This window comes from Agrococcus sp. ARC_14 (genome assembly GCF_022436485.1).
GTDB lineage: Bacteria > Actinomycetota > Actinomycetes > Actinomycetales > Microbacteriaceae > Agrococcus.
In genome coordinates this window covers 20847-44342 of sequence record NZ_JAKUDO010000002.1, presented here as the reverse complement: position 1 = coordinate 44342, position 23496 = coordinate 20847, and the positions used below count along the sequence as shown (strand labels likewise).

Annotated in this window: 21 protein-coding genes; 10 read left to right on the top strand and 11 right to left on the bottom strand. The window is 69.7% G+C overall.

Annotated features, from left to right (window positions below; all coding sequences use genetic code 11):
* Positions 1-29: 29 nt before the first annotated feature.
* Positions 30-1487, bottom strand: a complete 1458-nt coding sequence (locus tag MKD51_RS13470; RefSeq protein ID WP_240240999.1) for an aldehyde dehydrogenase family protein — start codon at positions 1485-1487, stop codon at positions 30-32.
* 81 nt (positions 1488-1568) lie between these two features.
* On the opposite strand from MKD51_RS13470, the gene MKD51_RS13465 reads away from it, so the two are divergent.
* The 4 genes from MKD51_RS13465 to MKD51_RS13450 all read left to right on the top strand — a co-directional run bounded on the left by MKD51_RS13465 (position 1569) and on the right by MKD51_RS13450 (position 5771).
* Positions 1569-2345 carry an IclR family transcriptional regulator gene (locus MKD51_RS13465; RefSeq protein WP_240240998.1) on the top strand — a complete coding sequence of 259 codons (777 nt, stop codon included), beginning with the start codon at positions 1569-1571 and terminating at the stop codon, positions 2343-2345.
* Positions 2346-2511: 166 nt separating this feature from the next.
* Entirely contained in the window at positions 2512-3606 is a 1095-nt protein-coding gene (locus MKD51_RS13460; RefSeq protein ID WP_240240997.1) for a Zn-dependent alcohol dehydrogenase, read from the top strand.
* A 55-nt stretch (positions 3607-3661) separates the two neighbouring features.
* Complete coding sequence (locus MKD51_RS13455; protein WP_240240996.1) at positions 3662-4990, top strand: MFS transporter; 1329 nt, start codon at positions 3662-3664, stop codon at positions 4988-4990.
* Positions 4983-5771 carry an aldolase/citrate lyase family protein gene (locus MKD51_RS13450; protein ID WP_240240995.1) on the top strand — a complete coding sequence of 263 codons (789 nt, stop codon included), beginning with the start codon at positions 4983-4985 and terminating at the stop codon, positions 5769-5771. The genes MKD51_RS13455 and MKD51_RS13450 overlap by 8 nt, the downstream gene beginning before the upstream one ends.
* A gap of 80 nt (positions 5772-5851) precedes the next feature.
* On the opposite strand, the gene MKD51_RS13445 is transcribed toward MKD51_RS13450, so the two are convergent.
* Both MKD51_RS13445 and MKD51_RS13440 read right to left on the bottom strand, forming a co-directional pair.
* Positions 5852-6370 carry a hypothetical protein gene (locus tag MKD51_RS13445; RefSeq protein ID WP_240240994.1) on the bottom strand — a complete coding sequence of 173 codons (519 nt, stop codon included), beginning with the start codon at positions 6368-6370 and terminating at the stop codon, positions 5852-5854.
* An 83-nt stretch (positions 6371-6453) separates the two neighbouring features.
* Positions 6454-7260, bottom strand: coding sequence for a nitrilase-related carbon-nitrogen hydrolase (locus tag MKD51_RS13440; RefSeq protein ID WP_240240993.1), 807 nt, complete (start codon positions 7258-7260; stop codon positions 6454-6456).
* A 171-nt stretch (positions 7261-7431) separates the two neighbouring features.
* Between MKD51_RS13440 and MKD51_RS13435 the strand changes: the two genes are divergently transcribed.
* From MKD51_RS13435 to MKD51_RS16090, 4 genes are read left to right on the top strand one after another with little or no spacing between them, the layout of a single operon-like run.
* Positions 7432-7671, top strand: a complete 240-nt coding sequence (locus MKD51_RS13435) for a hypothetical protein (RefSeq protein ID WP_240240992.1) — start codon at positions 7432-7434, stop codon at positions 7669-7671.
* Positions 7668-9098, top strand: a complete 1431-nt coding sequence (locus tag MKD51_RS13430) for a cytosine permease (protein WP_240240991.1) — start codon at positions 7668-7670, stop codon at positions 9096-9098. Before MKD51_RS13435 ends, MKD51_RS13430 begins: the two co-directional genes overlap by 4 nt.
* A complete protein-coding gene (locus tag MKD51_RS13425) occupies positions 9099-10190 on the top strand; it encodes a Zn-dependent alcohol dehydrogenase (protein ID WP_240240990.1) in 1092 nt (363 codons plus the stop codon). It begins immediately after the preceding gene.
* A gap of 24 nt (positions 10191-10214) precedes the next feature.
* Positions 10215-10841: a TetR/AcrR family transcriptional regulator C-terminal domain-containing protein gene (locus tag MKD51_RS16090; protein ID WP_240240989.1), complete on the top strand. Its 627-nt coding sequence runs from the start codon at positions 10215-10217 to the stop codon at positions 10839-10841.
* A 7-nt stretch (positions 10842-10848) separates the two neighbouring features.
* On the opposite strand, the gene xylB is transcribed toward MKD51_RS16090, so the two are convergent.
* Genes xylB through MKD51_RS13395 form a run of 5 tightly spaced genes read right to left on the bottom strand, consistent with a single transcriptional unit; the run spans position 10849 to position 16564 of the window.
* Positions 10849-12321, bottom strand: coding sequence for a xylulokinase (xylB, locus tag MKD51_RS13415; RefSeq protein WP_240240988.1), 1473 nt, complete (start codon positions 12319-12321; stop codon positions 10849-10851).
* An 8-nt stretch (positions 12322-12329) separates the two neighbouring features.
* The gene (locus MKD51_RS13410) at positions 12330-12953 is read right to left on the bottom strand and encodes an SIS domain-containing protein (protein WP_240240987.1); all 624 of its coding nucleotides are present in this window, start codon (positions 12951-12953) and stop codon (positions 12330-12332) included.
* A gap of 47 nt (positions 12954-13000) precedes the next feature.
* Entirely contained in the window at positions 13001-14521 is a 1521-nt protein-coding gene (locus tag MKD51_RS13405) for a sugar ABC transporter ATP-binding protein (protein ID WP_240240986.1), read from the bottom strand.
* Between the two features lies 1 nt (position 14522).
* Positions 14523-15515, bottom strand: coding sequence for a substrate-binding domain-containing protein (locus MKD51_RS13400; protein WP_240240985.1), 993 nt, complete (start codon positions 15513-15515; stop codon positions 14523-14525).
* A 35-nt stretch (positions 15516-15550) separates the two neighbouring features.
* Positions 15551-16564 carry an ABC transporter permease gene (locus tag MKD51_RS13395; RefSeq protein WP_240240984.1) on the bottom strand — a complete coding sequence of 338 codons (1014 nt, stop codon included), beginning with the start codon at positions 16562-16564 and terminating at the stop codon, positions 15551-15553.
* Between the two features lie 120 nt (positions 16565-16684).
* On the opposite strand from MKD51_RS13395, the gene MKD51_RS13390 reads away from it, so the two are divergent.
* Both MKD51_RS13390 and MKD51_RS13385 read left to right on the top strand, forming a co-directional pair.
* Positions 16685-17641 (top strand): sugar-binding domain-containing protein, encoded by a 957-nt coding sequence (locus MKD51_RS13390; RefSeq protein WP_240240983.1) that lies wholly within the window; start codon positions 16685-16687, stop codon positions 17639-17641.
* Complete coding sequence (locus MKD51_RS13385) at positions 17638-18252, top strand: hypothetical protein (RefSeq protein ID WP_240240982.1); 615 nt, start codon at positions 17638-17640, stop codon at positions 18250-18252. Before MKD51_RS13390 ends, MKD51_RS13385 begins: the two co-directional genes overlap by 4 nt.
* Positions 18253-18274: 22 nt before the next feature.
* Here the strand turns inward: MKD51_RS13385 and lpdA are convergent, their stop codons facing one another.
* The 3 genes from lpdA to MKD51_RS13370 are packed head-to-tail and all read right to left on the bottom strand — an operon-like array spanning position 18275 to position 23403.
* Entirely contained in the window at positions 18275-19669 is a 1395-nt protein-coding gene (gene lpdA, locus MKD51_RS13380; RefSeq protein ID WP_240240981.1) for a dihydrolipoyl dehydrogenase, read from the bottom strand.
* A gap of 2 nt (positions 19670-19671) precedes the next feature.
* The gene (locus MKD51_RS13375) at positions 19672-22140 is read right to left on the bottom strand and encodes an alpha-ketoacid dehydrogenase subunit alpha/beta (protein WP_240240980.1); all 2469 of its coding nucleotides are present in this window, start codon (positions 22138-22140) and stop codon (positions 19672-19674) included.
* A gap of 18 nt (positions 22141-22158) precedes the next feature.
* On the bottom strand, positions 22159-23403 hold the full coding sequence (locus MKD51_RS13370) for a dihydrolipoamide acetyltransferase family protein (protein ID WP_240240979.1): 1245 nt from the start codon (positions 23401-23403) through the stop codon (positions 22159-22161).
* Positions 23404-23496: the final 93 nt, after the last annotated feature.

Below are 23496 nucleotides of genomic sequence, written 5' to 3'. Positions count from 1 at the left end.
ATGCGCTGCCGCTGCGCATCCGCAGGCGACTACCCGTCGATCGACTGCGGCACACCCAGCGGGTTGTCGTCGCGCAGCGCCTCCGGCAGCAGCGCCGCCGGCAGGTTCTGGAACGCGACCGGGCGCAGGAAGCGGGCGATGGATGCGGTGCCCACCGCCGTCGTCGACGACGCGGTGGTCGCCGGGTACGGCCCGCCGTGCTGCTGTGCGGAGGTGACCGAGACGCCGGTCGGCCACTGGTTCCACAGCACCCGGCCGGCACGGTCGGCCAGCACCGGCACCAGCGTGCGCGCCAGCGCCAGATCAGCGTCGACCTCGTCGGCGACGATGGTCGCCGTCAGCTGGCCCTCGAGCGCGCGAGCGATCACCGCGAGATCTGCGGCGTCGGTGTACGTCACGACCAGGCCGACCGGGCCGAACACCTCAGCGACCAGCGCTTCGGGGTCGTCGAGCACCGCATCCGCCGTCGTCAGCAGCAGCGTCGCCTCGGGCTCGGCAGCACGGCTCGCCGCACCCTCGCGCAGCACCGAGACCGCGTCGTGGCCCGCGAGCGCGTCGAGGCTCGCGAGGAACCCCTGCGCGATGCGGTCGTTGAGCAGCGGAGCAGGGCCGGGCACTGCCGCCGCACGCAGCGCATCCACCACACCTGACTCGGCCGGCACGAACAGCACGCCGGGCTTCGTGCACAGCTGCCCCTGGCTGCCGGTGATCGACGCGAGGTAGCCCTCCGCGATCTCGGTGGCGCGACTGCCCGCGGCTGCCGGTGCGACGAACGCCGGGTTCACGCTGCCCAGCTCGCCATAGAACGGGATCGGCTCGGGGCGGGCGTTGGCGATGTCGAACAGTGTGCGCCCCGCCGGAATCGACCCCGTGAACGACGCCGCCTTGATCGCCGGGTGCTTGAGCGCCTCGACGCCGTGCTGCGTGCCGTGGATGACGCGCAGCAGGTCGGCGGGGGCGCCCGCCTCGACGACGGCGGCCTCGATGACGGCGGCGGTGGCGTCCGACAGGCGCGGGTGGCCCGAGTGCGCCTTCACGAGCACGGCGTTGCCGGCCGCGAGCGCCGCTGCGGTGTCGCCACCGGCGACCGAGAACGCGAAGGGGAAGTTGCTGGCCGCGAACACCAGCACCGGGCCGATGGGAATCAGCATGCGCCGCAGATCGGGGCGCGGCGCACCCATCGGCCACTCGGCGTCGGGGCGGTCGATGCGAGCGTCGACGAAGGCGCCGCGCTCGACCTCGCGGGCGAACAGGCGCAGCTGGAAGGTCGTCCGCTTCAGTTCGCCCCGCAGGCGCGGCCCAGCCAGCGAGGTCTCCTGCTGCGCGATGGCGATGAGGTCGGCACCCGCCGCGTCGAGCGCATCGGCGATGGCGCGCAGCACGCGGGCGCGCTCGGCGTACGCCGTCGTCGACCAGATGGCGGATGCGTCGGCGACCCGGGTGATCACCTGGTCGGTGGTCAGGGTGGGCGTTGCGGTCTCGGTCATCCGGTCCTCCTGTTGGCTCACGCGCGCGGCAGCCTCGCCGCGACCCCTCCATCAACGCACACCCGCAGCTAGACTGCCGCCATGAGTTCCGATGAGCGGAGCAGTCCGCGCTCCATGATCGGCCGTGTGGCCGCGGTGCTGGGCGCCTTCAACGGCGAACGGCCCGTACTCGGCGTCAACGACATCGCGCGCCAGGCCGGGCTCGCCAAGTCGGTCACCTCGCGCATCGTCAGCGAGCTCGTCGCCGTCGACTTCCTGGAGCGCGCCGATCACGGCGTGCGCGTCGGCATCCGGCTGTTCGAGCTCGGCGAGCTGGCGCAGCGCTCGAAGGAGCTGCGGCAGCTCGCGCTGGCCGCCATGGCCGACCTGCGGCAGGCGACGGGGACCACGGTGCAGCTCAGCGTGCTCAAGGGCGCCGACCAGGTCTACGTCGAGATCCTGCGCGGGCGAGACGCCGAGATGGTGATCCGTTCGCGAGTCGGTGGGCGGGTTCCCGCCTATGCGACCGCCGGCGGCAAGGCCGTGCTGGCGCACTCCTCTGACGAGCTCGTCGCGCTGGCGATCCCGGAGGCCTTCGAGCTCCTCGGGCCAGGCACCGTGCCGGACGAGGCCGGGCTGCGCCGCCAGCTCGAGCTCGTGCGCACCAACGGCTACGCCCACGAGATCGAGGAGTCGAACCCCGGTGTCGAATGCGTCGCGTGCCCGATCCTCAGAGCCGATGGCACACCCATCGCCGCGATCTCGGTCTCCGGCCCTGCAGGTCGCGCCGACATGCTTCAGTACGCCCCCGCGGTGCGCATCACGGCGCTCGGGCTGAACCGACGCATCCGCGCGAACTCCGTGTTCAGCTCGCTCTAGCCTGCTCCGCTCAGCGGAACCAGAGTTGCCACCAGCCGCACACACGGCCCTACGGTGACGATCGTCGTCAGAGCACCGATCGCCACGCAGGGCAGGCACAGCAGCCCACCTCGCAGCAGGGCATCGAGATCGCGATGTCACTGCTATCAACGAGGAGGCGCCTGCAATGAAGGCGATGGTGATGCACGAGTCCGGCTCGCCGCTCGTGCTGGAGGAGCTCACGCTCGACCTGCCCGGGCCGGGTGAGGTGCGCGTGCGCATCGAAGCGGCCGGTGTCTGCCACAGCGATGTGCACTACCTCACGGGCGGTCTCGCCGCTCGCACCCCGATCGTGCTCGGCCACGAGGGCGCCGGCATCGTCGAGCAGGTCGGCGATGGCGTGACCGCCTTCGCGCCGGGCGACAAGGTCGTGCTCATGTGGCGTCCTCGTTGCGGCGAGTGCGAGTTCTGCCACACCGGCAAGCCGGCGCTCTGCGCGCTCGGGAAGGTGCACGGCCAGACCAACGAGCTGCTGCGCGGCGGCACGCGCCTCAGCAAGGACGGCGTGCGCTATCACCACCTCATGGGCGACTCGGTCTTCGCCGAGCACGCGGTCGTCTCGCAGGAGTCCCTCATCGCGATCGACGCCGACATCCCCTCGGAGATCGCCGCGATCGTCGGCTGCGCCGTCATCACCGGCATGGGCACCGTGCTCAACGGCATGCCTGACCTCACCGGCAAGAGCGTCGCGATCATCGGCGCGGGCGGCGTGGGCCTCTCGGCCGTCATCGCCGCCGAACTGGTGGGAGCCGCACAGATCATCGTGTCGGATGTCGTCCCGTCGCGCCTCGAGAAGGCCCGCGAGCTCGGTGCGACCCACACCATCGACTCCAGCGTGGAGGACTTCACCGAGCGGGTGCTCGCCATCACCGGCGACGGTGCTCAGTACGTGATGGAGGCCATCGGCCGCCCCGCCACGATCCGCGCCGGGTTCGACGCGTTGCGCCCCGGTGGCACGGAGATCGTCGTCGGCCTCGGCGCGGCCGGCGAGGAGCTCTCGATCCCGATCAACCTGCTCGTGCAGGGCGACCGGCGCATCGTCGGCGCGCTCTACGGCTCGTCGAACACGCCCGTGCAGCTGCCGGAGATCCTGCGGCTCTACAAGGCAGGACGCCTCCCGCTCGACCGCCTGGTCGATCAGACCTTCGCGCTCGCCGATGCCAACGAGGCGATCGAGCACCTGCGCACGGGTGCCGTGGGGCGACCCATCCTCGTTCCCTGACCCTCCCTCACTTCGTCACATCCACGCATCCGCGTCGCTCTCAAAGGAGAAAGCAATGACCACAGCCGTCAATGACAAGCCGCCGACCGGGGGCGCCGCCGTCGTCGTCTCGGCGAAGGATCGCCGCCGCGCCCTCATGGGCAGCGCCGTCGGGTCGACCATCGAGTGGTACGACTACTTCCTCTACGGCACGATGGCGACCGCCATCTTCAACATCCACTTCTTCCCCAGTGAGGATCCGGTCGTCAGCTCACTGCTGGCCTTCGCCTCGTTCGCGCTCGCCTTCGTCGTGCGCCCCATCGGTGGCGTCATCTTCAGCCACATCGGTGACCGCATCGGCCGCAAGAAGACGCTCGTCATCACGCTCACGCTCATGGGTGTCGCGACGATGCTCATGGGTGTGTTGCCCGACTACGCCGCCATCGGCGTCGCTGCACCGATCCTGCTGACGCTGCTGCGCCTGGTGCAGGGCCTCGCGCTCGGCGGCGAGTGGGGCGGTGGGCTGCTGCTGGCCGTGGAGTACGCGCCCAAGAACCGCCGAGGCTTCTATGGCGCCGTGCCGCAGATCGGCGCGCTCGCGGGCCTTGCGCTCGGCAACATCGTCACCATCGGCGCCCGCGCGGTCTTCCCGGAGGAGGCGTTCGAATCGTTCGGCTGGCGCATCCCGTTCCTGCTGTCGGGCGTGCTGCTCGTGGTGGGCCTGTGGATCCGCGCACGCATCGACGAGACGCCGTCGTTCCGGAAGGTGCAGGCCGAAGGCACGAAGCAGAAGCTGCCGATCGCGACGGTGCTGAAGCACTACTGGCGCGAGGTGCTGATCTCGACCGGCGCGAAGTTCGTCGAGACGAGCACGTTCTTCATCTTCGCGACGTTCTCGATCTCGTACTCGATCGGGCTCGGCTACGACTTCGGCACGATCCTGGCGTTCGTGCTCGTCGGCTCGATCATCGGCATCGGCGGCATGCTCTTCTACGGCGGTCTCTCCGACCGCATCGGCCGCAAGAAGGTGTTCCTGGGTGGCTCGATCGCGGTGGCGATCTTCATCTTCCCCTACCTGGCGATGCTCTCGAGCGGCAACCTGTGGCTGGCGGGCACCGCGATCATCCTTTCGTTCGCGGTCATCTGGCCGACCTACGGCTCGCTCATCGGCACCGTCCTGGCCGAGAACTTCGCACCCGAGATCCGCTACACGGGCGCCTCGCTCGGCTACCAGCTCGGCGCTGCGATCGTCGGTGGCCCTGCCCCCCTCATCGCGACGGCGCTGCTGGCCATCTTCATGGGCAGCTGGGTGCCGGTGGCGATCTTCGTGGTGTTCTGTGCCGCGGTGGGCTTCGTCTCGGTCTGCTTCGTGAAGGTGCGGCACAACGAAGAGCTCGATGTCTGAGTTCGACCCGACCGAGCAGACCCAGGCGCCTCGAGTGGGCGCCTGGGTCACGCTCGACGCCATCGTGGCGACCGAGCAGATCGCCCGCGCGGGCTTCGACTACGTGTGTGTCGACGGCCAGCACGGGCTGCTCGGCTACGACGCCCAGGTGCGGGCGCTGGTCGCGATCTCGGCAGGCGGCGCCGTGCCGTTCGCCCGCGTCTCGACGAACAGTGCCGCCGAGATCGGGCGCGTGCTCGACGCCGGTGCGCGCGGCGTGATCGTGCCGCTGATCGACTCCGCCGACGAGGCTCGCGAGGCGGCACAGGCCGCCCGCTATCCGACCTCGGGCGGCCGGCGCTCGTATGGCCCGATGCGGCTCGGGCCGCACTTCGGCACCACGCCGGAGGAGACGGATGCGGCCGTCACGGTGCTCGTGATGATCGAGACGGCGTCGGGCCTGGCCGACCTCGAGGCGATCCTGGACGTCGACGGCGTGGACGGTGTCTACGTGGGCCCGTACGACTTGTCGCTCGCGCTCGGAGCACGGGTGCCGTTCGAGGACGCGATCCTGCCGCGACTCGACGCAGAGCTCGAGCGCGTGGTGGCGGCGGCAACGGCGCGCGGCAAGATCGCCGGCGTGCACTGCGCCGACGGCTCGCAGGCCGCTCTGCGGGCGGAGCAGGGCTTCACCTTCATCACGGCGGCGACCGACGTGTCATCGTTGCGGGCCGACATGGTGATGCAGCTCTCCGCGGCCCGCGGCACTGCCCGTGATCCTGCGCGCACACGCACCTATTGAGGGATGCGCGGGCGATCGCAGGCGCGAGTGCGCGGTCGCGATGCGCCTCGCCTCTCGCCCTCGATCCAGGCTGCTGACGCCTACGGCACGACCGGCGGCGCAATGCGCTCCGCCCGCGGACGCCGCCTGATCACCGACGTCAGCCACTCCACCACCAGCGCCACGGAGCCGGCCAGCCACGGCACCGCAGCGACGAACGACACGACCCCCGACACCACGAACAACGCCGACTCGCTCTCAGTGACCCCGAGCATCCGGGTGAGCATCGAGCCCGCCGAATCGGGTGCGTCGCCGCCGCCGACGACCGTCATACCGACGATCAAGACGCCGATCGACGCCAGCCAGGCCCACGCGATCGCTCGCGTGCGCGCGGCCGATGGCGGCCGCAGGGCGCCACCCCTGCGCAGCATGCCGAAGGTCGCCGCCGTCGCGACGAGGCCATAGCCGATGATCCAGATCGGGAAGGTCCAGACCATGGCGACCAGCAGCCATCCGGCAGTCGGCACCATGAGCAGCAGCCCGACGAACGGAGCGACGACGGCGCCCCAGCCTGCGACGGTGACCGCTCGAGCCGACGGCCGCGAGCTCACAGCATCCATGCGCCGAGCATCCCACGCTCACCTGAGCGGGCCGCGCGGCGCTGGCTGTCTCGAGCCGCTCGCTCGTCGCCGACCGGCCTCACTCAGTCGCGCTGCAGATCCGGCAGATAGCTGTTGATCGAGCGCGCCCGCTCGATCGCCGCGACCGGCACCCGCACCACCGCGACGCCAGGCTCTTCGCCCAGCAGCGCGGCGTTGCGCCCGAACGGCGTCGCGATGCAGCTGCGGCCGGTGAAGCCGGGCCCGCAGTGGTTCGCGTAGGCGATGACCACCCCGTTCTCGAGCGCCCGCGCGGGCACCTGCAATGTCGAGGTCTGGGTGGCCGAGTAGTGCCACGCGTCGCCGAGCTCCTCGACGCCCTCCTCCACCGACGGCACGGCCGTCGGCACCAGCAGGATGTCGGCTCCAGCGATCGACAGGGAACGCGCGAATTCGGGGAACTCGACGTCGTAGCAGATGCCAACGCCCCAGCTGGTGCCGCGCCAGCCGAACGGATCGCCGTAGGCCGCAGCCGGCGTCATCCACCGCTGCTCGACGCCGCCGAAGAGGTGGCGCTTGCGCACGCGCGAGACTTCCTCCCCCTCTGGGGTGAAGAACGAAGCGGCGATGTGGTGCGCGTCGCCCTCCGCGTCGACGGACGAGGCGACCAGACCGACTCGGTGCTCGAGCGCGAGGGCCGCGAGCGCCGTCCGGATCGCCGCGCCGTCGTGCCGCCACGCGCGGTCGGGCGCGTAGCCCGTCGCGAAGAGCTCGGGCGTCACGATGACGTCGGCACCCTGCTGCGCCGCAGCCGCAACAAGTTTCGCGAGCGTCGCGAGGTTCTGATCGATGTCATCGATCACGGCAGTCGCCTGGGCCACCGCGATCGCGTGCGTCCGGTCGTCGCTCATGCGTTCATTCTCGTCCCCTGTCGTGCGATCCGACCCGAAGAGTCGGTGTCGAGCATCCGCGCCGCCTTGACTCGCGGGCCCACGATGCCTCAAGATGACGCTAAACCAAATTCGATTGGGTTTAGCACCGCGACTTCGGTGCGGTCCCGCAGTACGGCGAAGGAGCCGACGATGACCCCCACTCCGCAGCACCAGACCGACGAGGCGCACTCCTCCTCGTTCGAACGGGCGATGATCGCAGCCGGCAAGGATCCGGCCGTCGCGGCCGAGCTCGAGCGACGCATCCAGATCGTGGAGCGCGACGAGCGCGACGACGCATCCCGTCTTCCGCTCTCACCGCGCGAGATCACCGTCTACCTGGCCGTCACGGTCGTCGCCGTCGTCATCGGCATCCTGGTCGTGGTCCTGTGAGCGAGCGGAAGGCCAAGCTGGCCGACCCGATGCTCGCCAGCGAGCAGGTCTTCGGCACCTTCCCGCTACTGAAGGAGGAGCGCAGCTGGAGCGCGCTCGACTTCACCTGGGTCAACACCGCCCTCGCGATCGCGACCTGGGCTTTCCTCGTCGGCGGATCGACAGCGCTGCTCGTCGGCTTCGAGGCGGGCATCGCCGCGATGCTCATCGGCAATGCGATCGGCCTGTGCTTCATGGTGCTCGCCTCGGTCGTCGCCTCGCAGCGCTACGGCTCGGAGCAGTACATGCTGCTGCGCGGCGCGTTCGGCGTCGTCGGCGTCGGCGCGCTCGTCTTCACCGTCATCCTCATCACCGAGATGGGCTGGTCGTCGCTGCTCGCCGTCATGGCCGGCCGCGCCACGAGCCAGGTCGCATCGACCATGGCGGGCGTCGACCTGGGGCAGTACGGTCCGGTCGTCACGATCGGCGGGCTCGTCGCCATCGCGATCGCCTGGTGGGTGCTCTCGCGGGGCCCGGTCACGATCGGTCGCTTCAACGCGATCATCGCGCCGGGCCTGGCCGTCATCACCGTCGTGATGATGGTGTTCCTCGTCATCAACACGTCGTGGGATGCGCTGCTCACCGCCTCGCCGCTCGCGCCATTCGAAGACGAGACGCTCAACTTCATGGTCGCCGTCGAGTTCAACGTCGGGGTGGGCGTCTCCTGGTATCCGGTGATGGGCTCGCTCGCCCGCATGACCCGCACCCGCAAGGCCGCGGTGTGGCCCGCATACGGCGGCCTCCTCATCGCCACGCTCATCGCACAGGTGGTCGGCATGGCCGCGGCGCTCACGCTCGGCGACTCCGACCCGACCGTCTGGATGGTGCCGTTCGGCGGCGCGGTGCTGGGCGTCGCGGTGCTCATCTTCATCGCCTTCGCCAACATCACCTCGATGTCGTCGATCGTCTACTCGACGATCCTCGCGATCCGGCAATCGTCCGGCGGGCTCTTGGCGAGAGTGCCGTGGAAGGTGCTGACCGCCTCGTTCTTCGTGCTGCCCGCGATCATGACCTTCTTCCCGCAGTTCATGTATGAGCAGTTCATGATCTTCGTTTCGGTCTCTGGCGCCTTCCTCACAGCGCTGTGCGGTGTCGCGCTCGCCGACTACTTCATCGTGCGGCGGCAGCGCATCGACCTGCGCGAGATGCACCTCGCGCAGCGCGGCACGATGTATGCCTACCCGGCCGGCGTCAACTGGGCCGGTGTCGTCGCGCTGCTGCTGGGCGCGGCGTTCTACCTCTGGCTCTACAACCCAATCACGCTCGAGACGCAGGCGGCGTTCTCGGTGATCACCGCCTCGCTGCCCTCAGCGATCGTCGCCGCGCTCGCCTACCTGCTGCTCACTCGACTGCTGCACCGCAAGCGCACGTTCCGGAAGGCCGACTGAATGACCACCACCCGAGCCGCCGTCTACGACGGCAACGCGACCCTCGACATCCGCGAGGTCACGCTTCGTGATCCCGGCCCCGGTGAGGTGCTGGTGCGCATCGGCGCCTCGGGCGTGTGCGGCTCCGACCGCCATGTGCTCGACGGCGACTGGCAGATGCCGACTCCGACGATCATGGGCCACGAGGGCGCTGGCGTCGTCGAAGCCGTCGGTCAGGGCGTGCGCAGCCTCGAACCCGGTGATCACGTGATCATGACCTGGTTCTACCCGTGCGGCGTCTGCACGAGCTGCCGTGAGGGCCGCACCTGGGTGTGCACGGGCTCGGGCTCCGAGGCCTGCGTGCTGCCGGATGGGTCGACGCCGATGACGCTCGACGGCGCCACCGCCTACCCGTACCTCGCGGTCGGCTCGATGAGCGAGCGCGTCGTCGTCGCCGAGCAGGCGGCCATCAAGGTGCCGAAGGAGCTGCCGTTCGACGTGGCGGCCCTCATCGGCTGCTCGATCGCGACCGGCGTCGGCGCGGTCGTCAACGACGCGCAGCTGAAGGCGGGCCGCTCGGCGCTCGTCATCGGCGCGGGCGGCGTCGGCATCAGCATCATCATGGGGCTCGCCCTCGCCGGCGCGAGCCCGATCATCGCCGCCGACGTGACGGATGCGTCGCTCGAGCTGGCGCGGGAGTTCGGCGCCACGCACAGGGTGCGGTCGGATGCGTCGCTGCCGGAGAGGGTGCGCGAGCTCGTGCCCGAGGGGGTCGATGTCGCCTTCGAGGCGATCGGTCGGCCGGAGACGATCGCGATCATGCCTGCGACGCTCAAGCGCGGCGGCTCGGCCGTGATCGTCGGGCTCCCGCCGCAGGACCGCCCCGTGCCGATCGACGCGCTCGCGCTCGCGGAGGAGGGCAAGTCGCTGCTGGGCTCGAACTACGGCTCGACCGTGCCCGCGCGCGACTTCCCGATGCTGGCGCAGCTCTACCTCGACGGACGGCTGCCGATCGACCGGCTCATCACGAACCGCTTCGCCCTCGACGAGGTGAACGACGCATTCGACCTCATGCGCTCGGGTGCCCGCGGGCGAAGCGTCATCATGTTCTGAGACCCCGCGACCGAACGGAGCCACGTGGCCAGGCCGAAGCACCGCATCCTCTCTCCCCAGCTCATTGCGGAGGCGGCGCTCCGGCTGGTCGCGAAGCACGGGGAGTTCACGATCCCGGGCGTTGCTGCGGCTCTCGGCGTGCACCCCTCGTCGCTCTACCACCACCTTCCCGGCGGGCGGCTCGCGATCGTGCACGAGATGCGCGAGCAGCTCTATGCCGGGATCGAGCTCGGACCTGCCCGCGACGTCGCACAACCCCCGCTGGATCGATTGCGACTGTGGATGCGCGCCTACCGAGCGGCGACCGCACGCGTGCCCGCCATCGTGCCGGTGCTGGTCGGCGCGCCGGTGCAGGATGCTCGCACGCTCGAGATCTACGAGGCGCTGTTCGTCATCCTGCGCGATGCAGGGGTGCCGGTGGAGCAGCGCGTCGCGTGCTCGTCGATGATCGACGCGGTGGCGCTCGGGTCGGCGATGGACGCTGCGTCGCCGGTGCCGCTCTGGCGCAGCGACGGGCACGAGCTGCCCGAGCTGCGCGAGGTCGCCGCCATGGGCGACGACGAGCATCGGGCGATGGCGGGGTTCGAGCTCGCGGTCGAGGCGGTCGTGGCCGCTGTTGCGCGGCTTGCGGAGGGCGAGCCGGTCACCTGAGCGGAAATCAGGCCTCCCGGCCCCGATCAGCACCCGTCCAGCCCGCAGTCGCGCGATAGCGCTCCTGCAGCCCCCCTTCGACGCGGCGTCGCGGCGTCACCGACGAGGTCGTGGCCGGACGCAGCGCATCCGACACCGTCTGCACCGAGGTGCCGCCCAGCACCGCGATGGCCTGCAGGGCGGCACCGCGCGCGGTCGCCTCTGGCGCATCGCGCACGGCCACCTCGCGACCCAGCAGATCTGCCAGGAGCTGCAGATACGCGGTCGAGCGCGCGCCGCCACCGGTCGCGATGAGCGCGCCATCCGTCTCCGCTCCGACGTCGCGCAGCCGTTCGAGCCCGCCGCACATGCCGAGCAGCACCCCCTCGAAGGCCGCGCGCGCCACGTCCTCACGGGATGTCTTCGTGGTGAGCCCGGCGATCACACCGACCGCATCGGGCCGGTTCGGTGTGCGCTCGCCGTCGAGGAACGTGGCGAAGACCGGCCGATCGGGCTGGTCGGCCGCGAGCGCCATCGCGCCGAGCTCGCCGACGTCGACGCCCAGCATCGCAGCCGCCCAATCCGTCACCTTCGTCGCGTTCAGCGTGCAGGCCAGCGGCAGGTAGCCACCGGTGGCGTTCGCGACACCGTCGATGATGCCGGTGGGGTCGAGCACCGGCTGCTCCGACGAGGCGAGCACGACACCGGACGTGCCGATGCTGAACGTGACATCGCCCGTGCGCATGCCCAGGCCCACCGCACCCACGTGCTGATCGCCACCGCCCGCGGCGACGACGACGCCGGGCAGGAGGCCAAGCTCCTCGGCCACAGCAGGGAGCACCTCACCTGCCGGCTCGTCTGGCCCGACGACCGTAGGAAGCAACGGGGCCCAGTCGAGGTCTTCGCGAACGAACCGCTCGAGCAGGTCGATGCGCCACCGCCCCTCGTGGGCAGCGTAGTAACCGGTGCCGGACGCATCCGAGCGGTCGGTGGCCGCCCGGCCGGTCATGCGCCAGGTGATGTAGTCATGCGGCAGGAGGATGCGCCGCACGGCGTCGAGGCGGTGCGGCTCGTGCTCCGCGATCCAGGCGAGCTTCGTGATCGTGAACGCGGATGGCGGAACGCTCCCGACCGCGTGCACCCAGCCCTCTGCCCCCAGCTCGGCGACCATGCGCTCCGCCTGCGGCGCGCTGGTGGTGTCGTTCCAGAGCTTCGCGGGTCGCAGCGGCCGCCCGACGTCGTCGAGCATGACGAGCCCATGGCATTGCGCACCGACGCTGAGCGCTCGGATGTCGGCGCTCGCCACGCCAGCCTGAGCGATCCCCGCCGCGAGCGCTTCCTTGACCGCCGCCCACCATGTGAGCGGGTCCTGCTCGCTGATGGGTGGAAACGTGCGCGGATGCGCGGCGCGCCCGCTCCCGAGCAGCGCGCCGGTGTCGGCATCACGCAGCTCAACCGTGCTCGACTGCGTCGAGACATCGACGCCGGCCACGATCGGCATGGTGCCTCCTACTGAATCGGCTCGAACGCCTCCGGCTCGTGCCGCTGCTTTCCTACGGCGCCGCCGGGATGTGTCTCGAGCATCTGCTGCCAGGTGTAGCCGCGCTGCCGCATGAGCAGGATCGCGAGCGCATCCCCCCACACTGCTGTCACCAGTGTGGAGCCCATCGCGATGACGTTGCCGGGGTCGGCCCCCTCACGATTGTGCAGCGTGACCACGGTGTCCGCCAGCCGCGCCATGGACGACGACGGGTCGGAGGTGATGGCGATGATGCCCACGCCTCGTCGACGAGCCAGCCCGATCAGGTCGTTGAGCTCGGCGGACTCGCCGCCCTTCGAGATGGTGAGGAGGATGTCGCTCTCGGCGAGCACCCCCATCGTGCCGTGCAGGGCGTCCATGGGGTGGAGGAAGGCAGCGGGCGTGCCGCAGACGCTGAAGAGATGCGCCATGCGGCGGGCGATCGTGCCCGAGGTGCCCGAGCCTGTGATGAAGACCTTGCCGGTGCATGCCAGCAGCTGGTCGAGCACGTCGAGGAAGCTGTCGTCGAGCTGATCGGCGACGGCTGCGACGGCGGAGGCCTCAGCGAGGATGGTCTGGCGAGCCGCGTCGAGCACGCGCGAGCGGTGATCCATGGTTCTCCTCGTGGATGACAGGTGGGACGTGGTGGGCATTCGGGCGCTCAGGCGGCGTCCCATGCGATGCGGCGCAGCGCCTGAGGTGTTCGCTCGGACAACGGCACCAGCTGACCGTCAGTTCGACCGCCGTGCATGACGATGACGTCGTCAGCGATCTCGGCGATCTCGTCCTCCTCGCTGGAGACGACGATGATGGTGATGTCCTCGTCATGCGCAAGGCGACGCACCAGCCGGTGTATCTCGCTCTTCACGCCCAGGTCGACGCCCTTCGTGGGTTCGTCGAGCAGCAGGATCCGAGGGCGTTGGGCAAGCGCGCGTGCCAGCACGACCTTCTGCTGATTGCCTCCAGAGAGTCGCTCGATCGGCGCCTTTCGGTTGCCGCGCACTCGCAACGAGTCCATCAGCTCCACTGCGCGCGACTCGAGCCTGCGATGGCGCAGGAACGGGCCGACGCTCTCCTGCTGCAGCACGGGCAGCATCAGGTTCAGCGTCGAGTCGAGCTGCGGCACGATGCCGTCCTGCTTGCGCTCCTCCGTCACATACGCGATGCCCCGGCGCATCGCGTCGCGTGGACTGCGCGGCGTGAACGGCTTCCCGTCGACCCGCATCTCCCCGCCCGTGAGGGCATCGAGTCCCACGACCGCGCGGAGCAGCTCCGTGCGACCAGCGCCGACAAGGCCATAGATCCCCAGCACGCGACCGGCGCGCGCTCGCACCGTGACATCTCGGAGGTGTGCTGTCGAGAGTGCGCGCGCTTCGAACGTGACCCGTGCGTCCGGCTTCGCGTCCTTCGACGCCGTCGGCGGCGTCTCAGGATCACCCGCATCCTCGCCTGCGATCGCATGCACGATGTCGCCGCGGCTCACCTGGTCGACCAGTCCGTCGATCCGGACTTCGCCGTCCACCAGGGCGATGATGCGTGAGCAGACCGCATAGAGCTCCTCGAGCTTGTGATCGACGAGCACGATGCCCAGCCCCTGCTGCGCAAGGGCCCGCACGGTCTCCAGGAAGCGATCGACCTGCTCGCCTTCGAGCGAGGTCGTCGGCTCGTCGAGCAGCAGATAGCGCGCCTTGCGGTGGGTCGCGATCGCCACCTCGAGCAGCTGACGGGTCGCGACGGGGATCGCGCCGATGCGGGCGTCCGGATCGATCTTCAGACCGAACTCGGCGAGCAGCGCCTGGGTCTGGGCACGCATCTCATCTCGGCGCAGCATCCCCGCCGCGCTGCGCTCGCGTCCGAGGAACGCGCTCTGCGTCACCGTGAGGTTCGGCACGAGCGAGAGCTCCTGGTAGACGGTCGCGATGCCCGCGTGGATCGCTGCCGTCGGGTCGCCGAGCCGGAACGCGTCACCGTCGACGGTCACCGTGCCGATCTCCGGTGCGACCGCACCGGAGATCGCCTTCAGCAGCGTCGACTTTCCGGCGCCGTTGTGTCCGACGAGCCCGACGATCTCACCGGGACGGACGGTGACCGAGACGTCTCGCAGCACTGACGTGCCCGCGTAGCTCTTGCTCACGCGGTCGATGATCAGGCCCCGCTCAGCAGTCTCGGCCACCGTCGTCATCTCAGCCCACCTCGCCCGGTGCGGGAGTCTCGCCCTCGCCGAAGACCTTGAGCGGCAGCAGGATCTCGGCCTCCGGGGTCTCGCCCGCGATGAACCCGGCGATCTGCTCGATCACCTGGCGCCCGTACGACTCCGGCTCTTGAGCGACGCAACCCGCGTACGGAGCCTCGATCGTGAGCTCGGAGGCGCAGAAGCCGTAGACCGCGACATCGGTGCGGTCCCCAAGCGCCTGCAGCGCGCCATACGTGGCGGGCCCGGTGCTGGCGAAGATCACGTTGATGTCAGGGTTGCCAGAGAGCAGCTCGCTCGTCGCCTGCAGCGAGGCGTCGGGTTGCACGTTGCCATCCACGCTCGCGACGATCTGGGCGTTCGGGTTTCCCGCGGTGATCGTGTCCTCGAAGCCCTGGTCACGCGTCACCGTCGGCGTCTCGTCGGGCTCGGTGACGAACCCGATGTTCAGCTCTGCGTCAGCGCCGAGGTCGGCCAGCACCAGCTCCGCCATCTGCTGGCCGCCCGCGTAGTTGTCAGCACCGAGGTACTGCATGATGCTCGCCCCCTGCGCCTCGAGCGACTCGGGGTCCACACCGACGTTGACGGTGAACACCGGAACGCCCGCCTGGTTGGCCGCCGCGACGATCGCCGCAGCAGGCTCCGACTTGACGCCGTTCAGCGCGAGCGCGCATGGCTGCTGCTCGAGCAATGCCTGCACCTGGGCGAGCTGCTGCGCGTCGTCATCGTTCGCGATCTGCACCTGCACCTCGAAACCGGCATCAGCGCCGGCCTCCTCGAAGCCTCGCTGCATCGCCACGTAGTACGGATTGGTCAGATTGGGCAGCGCGACGCCGATGAACGGCTGCTCCTCGCTGCAGGATTCCGGAAGCGTCGCCTCTTCTGGGTCGGCGCTCGTGTTCGTTCCTGTGTCGATCGCACCGCAGCCTGCGAGCAGCAGCACCGCTGCTGCGCCCGCGGTCGCGATAAGGGTGTTGCGTCGCATGGGATTCTCCTTCGTTGACGCGTGGATGGATTGGTTCAAGCAGCGCCGGACGTGACCTCGGCGCTGCGCGGCTGCTGGGGTCCTCCACGGCCCCGGAAGCGGTCGAGCAAGGTGGTGAGCGAGATCGAGCGGCGATGGGTGTCGAGGATGACGCCGATGAGGATGATCGCGCCGATCACGAGGGGCTGCCAGTAGCTCTCGACGCCGACGACGTTCATGCCGTTCGAGACGGTGGCGATGAGGAGCGCGCCGAGGAGCGCCCCGCCGATCGAACCGATGCCGCCGAACAGGCTCACGCCCCCGACCACGGCAGCGGCGATGGAATAGAACAGCTCGTTGCCCGAACCCGCGCTGGGGTAGCCGACCATGAGCCTGCTCGTGACGATGAGCCCGCCCATCGCCGCGCACAGCCCGCTCATCGCGTAGGCGAACATCACGACCCTGCCCGTCCGCACGCCGGCGAGACGGCTGGTCTCCTTGTTGCCGCCGATCGCGTAGATGTGCACGCCAGTCGGCGTCAGCGTGAGCACGACGGCGAAGATCGCCGCGGCGACAGCCACGAGCAGGATGGGCATCGGGATGCCGAAGATCCCGCCGCGCCCGATGATCGCGAACATCTGATCGGCGACGTTGACGGAGCTTGCGCCGGTGAGGATCAGCGGCACGGACGCTGCGGCGCCGAAGGTCGCGAACGTCACGATGAATGGGGGCAGGCCCAGGTAGTGGACGGCGAACCCGTTCCAGGCCCCGACCAGCAGGCCCAGGGCGATCGCGAGCAATGCAGCCGTCCACCAGGGCAGTCCGCTCTGCATCAGGAGCGCCGCCACCATGCCGGTGAGCGCGATGTTCGACCCGGTCGAGAGGTCGATGCCTCCGGTGAGCAGCACGAAGGTCTGCCCGAGCGCGAGGAACGCGATGACAGCGCCGTTCAGCAGCAGGACCTGCATGTTCGAGATGGTCGCGAAGTTCGGTGAGAGCAGTGCGAGCACTCCGACCACGAGCACGATGACGACCGCGATGCCGATCTCGTTGGGGATCCGCCGCTTCATCGCTGCCTCCTTGCAGTGTGCTTCGCTGGTGCTCATCTGAGCGCGTTGCTCGCTCATCTGTTATCGAGAGACACTATGCTCATCCGTGACAACGCGCAAGCGTCGATCGTGAGGAGCGGCATGAGCCCCAGCAGCAACGCTGACGACGGACTCGACCGCGGCCTGGCCGTGCGAGCGGCCCGGGCCTTCTACGTCGCCGATCGCAGCAAGATCGAGATCGCCAAGGATCTCGGCATCTCCCGCTTCAAGGTGGCGCGACTGCTCGAGCATGCCCGCGCATCCGGCATCGTCTCCATCGCGATCGACGACTCCGGGTTCATCGACGAGGAGCGCTCAGCAGCGCTGCGCGAGCGCCTCGGCATCGAGCGTGCCGTGGTGGTCGCCGCACACGGCGACGATGACGAGGTGCGCCACACCGTCGGTCGCGCGGCGGCCTCGCTGCTCTCCGAGACGCTCACCCACGGTGAGGTCCTCGGCATGGGCTGGGGGCGCACGCTGAGCGCGACGGCCCAGGAGCTCGGCCCCCTGCCACAGGTCTCTGTCGTGCAGCTCACCGGCGCGACGGAGATGACGCGCCACCTCTCGCCGGTCGAGATCGTGAGAGCGATGAGCCTCAGCGCCGGAGGCGAGGTGCTGCCGATCTTCGCGCCGCTGCTGACCGAGGACGCGGAGACGGCCGCTCTGTTCCGTCGACAGCCGGCGATCCACCGAGTCCTGGAGCGCTTCGATGCGGTCACGACGGCGGTGATGGCCGTCGGCAGCTGGAGTCCACCGATGTCACAGCTGTTCGATTCGATCGAGCCGAGCCTGCGCGAGTCGCTGCTCGAGCGCGGTGTCGTCGCCGAGGTCGGGACGACGCTCGTCGACAGCGACGGGCAGGAGCTGGCACCCGACTTCTCAGAGCGCTGCATCTCGATCTCTGCCGAGCAGATCAAGGCCGTCCCCCGTGTGCTTGGTGTGGCGATGGATGCGCGAAAGGCGCTGGCCCTCACTGCTCTGACGGCGGGCGGTTGGATCACCGAGGTCGTCGTCGACGAGACGCTTGCCGACGCGGTGCTCGCTGGGCCTCGGCGGTGACGGTGCACGTGGGCGCGTCGCTGTGGTCGACCGCGCCCGCGGGTCTCGATCGGGAGGCGAGACGGCTGGTCGCGGCCGGGATCGATCGCCTGCACTGGGACTTCTCCGATGGCACCATCGGACCGGCCGGGGGGTTCACGGCGTCGCAGGCGTCGCACGTCCTCGATCTGACCGGTGCGGTCGGAGAGGCCCATCTCATGACGACCGACCCTGAGCACGGACTCGATGCCTGGCTCGCGTGCTGCGACATCATCGCCGTGCACCGCCGAGCGCCACGCTGGCGGGCGACCGTCGATCGCGTCGCCGAGGCCGGCCGTCAGGCGGTCGTCGCCGTGGAGTCGAGGGCCGAGCTCACGGGGCTCGACCCGTCTCTCGGGGTGCTCGTGATGTCGGTTCGTCCCGGCCATGCCGGATCAGGCTTCGATGCGGATGCGCTCGATGTCGTGCGAGCGGCGTCGACTGCGGGGCACGAGCTGGTGGGCGTGGACGGCAGCGTGACCCCCGAGATCGGCCGGACGCTGATCGCCGCGGGCGCCACCTGGCTTGTGAGTGGCACCTCGATCACCGCCGCAGCGGACGCAGCGGAGTGGATCGCCAGCCTGGGCGCCTGAGCGTTCGGCGGCTTCGAACCGTTCAGAGGTTGATCGGCGATCCGTGCACGCCGTGCGCGGCTTCGAGGATGACTTCGCTCAGCGTGGGATGCGTGTGGACGTTGCGGGCGAGCTCCGCCGCTGAGAGCTCGTACTGCTGTGCGAGCGTGAGCTCCGGCAGCAGCTCCGAGACGTCGGGGCCGATGAGATGCGCTCCCAGCAGCATCCCGTGCTCCTCGTCCGCGATCAGCTTGACGAAGCCCTCGGGCTCGCCGAGGGCGTGCGCACGCGCGTTCGCCATGAAGGGGAATGTCGAGACGACGATCCGCTGACCGGTCGCGCGTGCATCGCGCTCGGTCAGGCCGAAGCTCGCCACCTGCGGTCGACCGAAGACCGCCCGCGGCATCATCCGGTAGTCCGCGATCGGGACGGTCTCGACTCCGGCGATCGACTCCGCCGCGACGATGCCTTGGGCTTCAGCCACGTGCGCCAGCTGCAGCTTGCCCGTGACGTCGCCGATCGCCCAGATGTGCCCGGCGCTCGTGCGCATCCGCTCATCGATCTCGATGCCGCCGCGCTCGGAGATCCGCACTCCGGCAGCCTCGAGCCCCAGCGCACCGCTGTTCGGCGCGAAGCCGATCGCGACGAGCACGAGTTCAGCCGCGAGCTCCGATTCGCCGTCCTCGCGTGCAACCGCGACACGAACGCCTCCATCGCGCTCATCGACACCGGCCACGCGGGCGGACGTGAGCACGGTGATGCCGCGCTTGGCGAGCTGCTTCTCCAACGCAGCAGCGACGTCGTCGTCCTCGTTCGGCAGCAGTCGCGGCATCGCCTCCACGATCGTCACCTGCGTGCCGAAGGCCGCCAGCAGGCTGGCGAACTCGACGCCGATCGCACCGCCGCCGATGATCACGATCGACGTCGGCGCATCCGCACGCATGATGAGCGTCTCGTAGGAGATCACTCGCTCCGAGAGCGCGATGCCGGGCAGCCCCATCGGGCGGGCGCCCGTCGCGATGATCGCGTCGCCGAAGCGCAGCGTGCTCCGCACTCCCTCGACGCCGGTGACCTCGATCGTCTGCGCGTCTCGGAACCGACCGGTGCCGTGGATCTCCTCGATCCCATGCTTGCGCATCAGGTAGTGCACACCCTTGACGCGCCCGTCCGCGACCTCGCGGCTGCGCGCGTAGGCGACGCCGTAGTCCGCCGTCATCTCGCCGCGCAAGCCGAATCGAGCGCGCTCCCGCGTGATGATGTCGGCGATCTCGGCATGCCGCAGCAGCGTCTTCGCCGGCACGCAGCCCAGGTTGAGGCACACGCCGCCCCACATCGACGGCTCGACGATCGCCACCCGCTTGCCGAGCTGCGCGGCGCGCACTGCGGCGGTGTAGCCCCCGGGCCCGGCGCCGAGCACGACGACGTCGAAGCGCTCCATCGCTAGATACCCATCGTCGAGTCGTCGGGCACGGCCCATGCGCCTCGGCCGGGCTGCACCGCATGACCCGGCAGCGGGACGATGCGTTCGTGCACGGCGTCGATGATGTCCTCCGGCGTGATGAAGTACTCCCACTCCAGCTCGGCCGGCGGTGCGATCCAGTTGCGCGCGCCGAGCACGGTCACCGGTGCATCGAGATCGTCGAAGGCCTCGGCGGTGACGGTCGAGGCCACGGTGTGGAGCCAGGACCCGCGCAGATTGGCGTCCGATGCGCACAGCAGTCTGCCGGTCTTGCGCACCGAAGCCAGCAGCAGCTCGTACTCGAAGGGCACGAGCGAGCGAGCATCGATGACCTCGGTCTCGATGCCGTGCTCTTCGCTCAGACGCTTCGCGGCATCGAGGGCGCGGTAGAGGGTCGCGCCCACCGTCAGCACGGTCAGGTCGCTGCCCTCGCGCACGATGTTCGGGAGCCCGATCGGTGTCGGTTCGGCACCGATCGGCACGCCGTCGGGATGCACGATCTCCGGCTGGTCGTAGAGGCGTTGGCTCTCGAAGAACAACACTGGGTCGTTGCCGCGCAGCGCGGCGATGAGCAAGCCCTTCGCGTCGCGCGCCGTCGCAGGGAAGACGATCTTCAGACCAGGCACCGTCGCCGCCATCGACGACCAGTCCTGCGAATGCTGCGCGCCGTACTTCGCCCCCACGGAGATGCGCACCACCATGGGCAGCTGCACGAGCCCGCCGGACATCGGCTGCCACTTGGCCATCTGATTGAAGAGCTCGTCACCGGCACGACCGATGAAGTCCGCGTACATGAGCTCGACAAGTGGGCGGCCACCGGAGAGCGCGAAGCCGACACCCGTGCCGATGATCGCCGCTTCCGAGATGGGGCTGTTGAACAGACGGTGCCGGGGCAGGAACTCCGTCAGCCCGCGATAGACACCGAACGACCCGCCCCAGTCACGGTTCTCCTCGCCCCAGAGCGTGATGCGGTCGTCGGCAGCCGTCGACAGCACGATCGCCTCGAAGATCGCGTCCCGGAACGTGACGGCCTTCGCTCCCGACAGGGCGGCCCCCTCGGCCACCCCCGTGCGTGACTTCTTGGCGATCGCCTGCAGGTGGGGCAGCTCCTCGAGCGGCACCGTGGTCTCCCCTGCAGGTGCCGCCTCGAGGTCGACCGTGGTGTGGTTGAACGTCACGCCAGCCATCACCTGCGGGTCATCACGAAGCCGCATCCGGGGCGACACGTGGGGGTCGATGGCAACCTCGAGCGCGGCGCGCACGGTGTGCTCCGCCCACGTCTTGAGCTCCTGGTGCCGGCCGTCGGCGATCACGCCTTCGTCGACGAGGCGCGAGAAGTAGCGGTCGATGGGGTCGCCCTTCGCCCATGCGTCGACCTCCTCCTTGCTGCGGTACGAGCTCGAGTCGCTCGGCGAGTGGCCGGAGAGGCGGTAGGTCTGGCAGTCGATCAAGACGGGACCGGTGCCGGCCTCCAGGTGCTCGCGCGCGTCACGCATGGCGTCGATGACGGCGAACGGATCGTTGCCGTCGATCGACTGCGCGTGCATGCTCTGCGGATTCACGCCAGCGCCGATCCGCGAGAGGCGCTCGAAGGCCATCGTCTCGCCGATGGGCTGGCCGCCCATGCCGTAGAAGTTGTTGACGATGAAGAACACCACCGGCAGCCCGCCGCGATGCGACTCGTCCATGAGGCCGGTCAGCTGCGACATCGAGGCGAAGTTGAACGACTCCCACACCGGTCCCGTGCCGGTTGAGGCATCGCCGATGCTGGCGACGACGATGCCGTCTTGACGTCGCAGGCGGTTGTAGAGCGCCGCGCCGGTCGCGAGGGGTGCCGACCCACCCACGATCGCGTTGTTGGGATAGATCCCGAGCGGCGGGAAGAACGCATGCATGCTTCCGCCCAGGCCGCGGTTGAAGCCCGTCCGTCGCCCGAACGTCTCAGCAGCCATGCCGTACATGAGGTAGTTGATGGCCAGCTGCTCGGGATCGTCGGCGTCGAGACGATCGCGCACGACACGCCATGCCTCGCCTCCCGCCCACGTGGAGAAGTGGTCCTGGAGCTGCGCTGCATCAGCCTTCGCGATCGCCGACAATCCCTTCGCGACCACCTCGCCGTGGCTGCGGTGGCTGCCGAAGACCTTGTCGCGCGCGTCGAGCGTGAACGCCTGGCCGACGGCTTGCGCCTCCTGACCGATCGACAGATGCGCCGGACCGAGGTGCGTGTAGTCGACGCCCAGGTACGCGCCCTCGCGCTTGACGGCGTTGAGCATGAGCTCGAACTCGCGCACCAGCAGCATGTCGCGCCCGATGCGCTCGAGCGCCGCGTCGCCGTAGCGCTCGCGCTCCGTCGCGAGCGGCGTCGCGTAGGCGTTCACTGGGATGGTTCCGAGTCGCAACTCGCCCGGCCGGCGGATGTCGGCGGGATCGATCAGCAGTTCCTTGACCATTGGAGTCCTCGTTCCGGATCAGAAGGCGTCGAGCACGTCGACGTGCGCGATGGCCGCGGCCAGGTCGGCGAGCAGCGATGCGGCGGCGCCGCCGTCGAGTGCTCGGTGGTCGAACGTGAGGGAGAGCGGGAGCAGCGTGGGGCCGTCACCGGCGCAGTGCGCGGCGCCGACGCCGAGGATGCAGCTCTGCGGCGAGTTGAGCACCGGCGTGAACCAGTGCACGCCGAGACCCCCGAGGTTCGAGACCGTGAAGGTGCCGCCATCCATCTCGTCGGGTTGCAGGCCGCCACTGCGCGCGCGTCCGATGGCGTCACGCGCCTGCGCGGCGAGCCTCCCGATCGAGAGCAGATGTGCGTCGCGGATGACCGGCACCAACAATCCATGATCGGTGTCGACCGCGAACCCGAGGTCGACGCGATCGAACTGCTGGATGCCGTCCCAGGAGAACCATGAGTTCGCGGCCGGATGCTCCCCGACGACCCGAGCGGCGACATACAGGAGCGCGTCGTTGACGCCGACGCGCGGCTTGTCCCCGTCGCCCTCTGCCGCGGCTCGCAGCCGTCCGACCCATTCGAGCATCCGATCAGCCTCTGCGTAGCGCGTGAGCGTCACCTGGGCCGTGCCCGCCAGGGAGGCGTGCATGCGTTGCGCCGTCACCTTGCGTGCGCCGCGCACCGGCACCACTCGCACGGACTCCAACCCTGTCCGTGACGTCGCCGGTGCGACTGTGGGCGCGGGTTGCGCAGCTGTGGGCGGAGCCTGCGTCGACGCTGCTCGCTCGACGTCGGCCGCCAGCACACGCCCGAGCGGTCCGCTCCCGGCGACCTGCGCCACATCGACGCTGCGCTCGTCAGCGATCCGCCGGGCGCGTGGGGAAGCCGAGACCCTTCGACGGGTCGGAGCGGGGCCCGGCCCGGCACCGTCTGTGAGCACGGGAGCCACGGCGTCATCCGGCTCGGGAGTCTCCGGAGCAGGCTCGGCGGGCTGCTCGCCGCCCATCGTCTGCGCTTCGACTACGGCCTCCCCCTCTGCACCGATGACGCCGACGACGGAGAACTCGGGCACCTCATCGCCCGCGCCCGCGCGCTGCGCCAGCAAGGTGCCCCCGGTCGGCGCCTCCACGTCGACCGTCGACTTCGCGGTCTCGATGGTGAGCAGCGTCGCGCCAGCCTCAACCTGCTGACCGACCTCGACGAGCCACTCGACGAGGACTGCATCCTCCCCCGCGTTGCCCGTGGTCGGGATCCGCACCTCCGTCGCCATGGCGGTCTCCCTTGCGTCGTTGAAGAATCAGCGCTCTTATGAGCGGCCAATGCACTGATGAGCGTGACGGAGAGCATACACTTGCGCCACCGC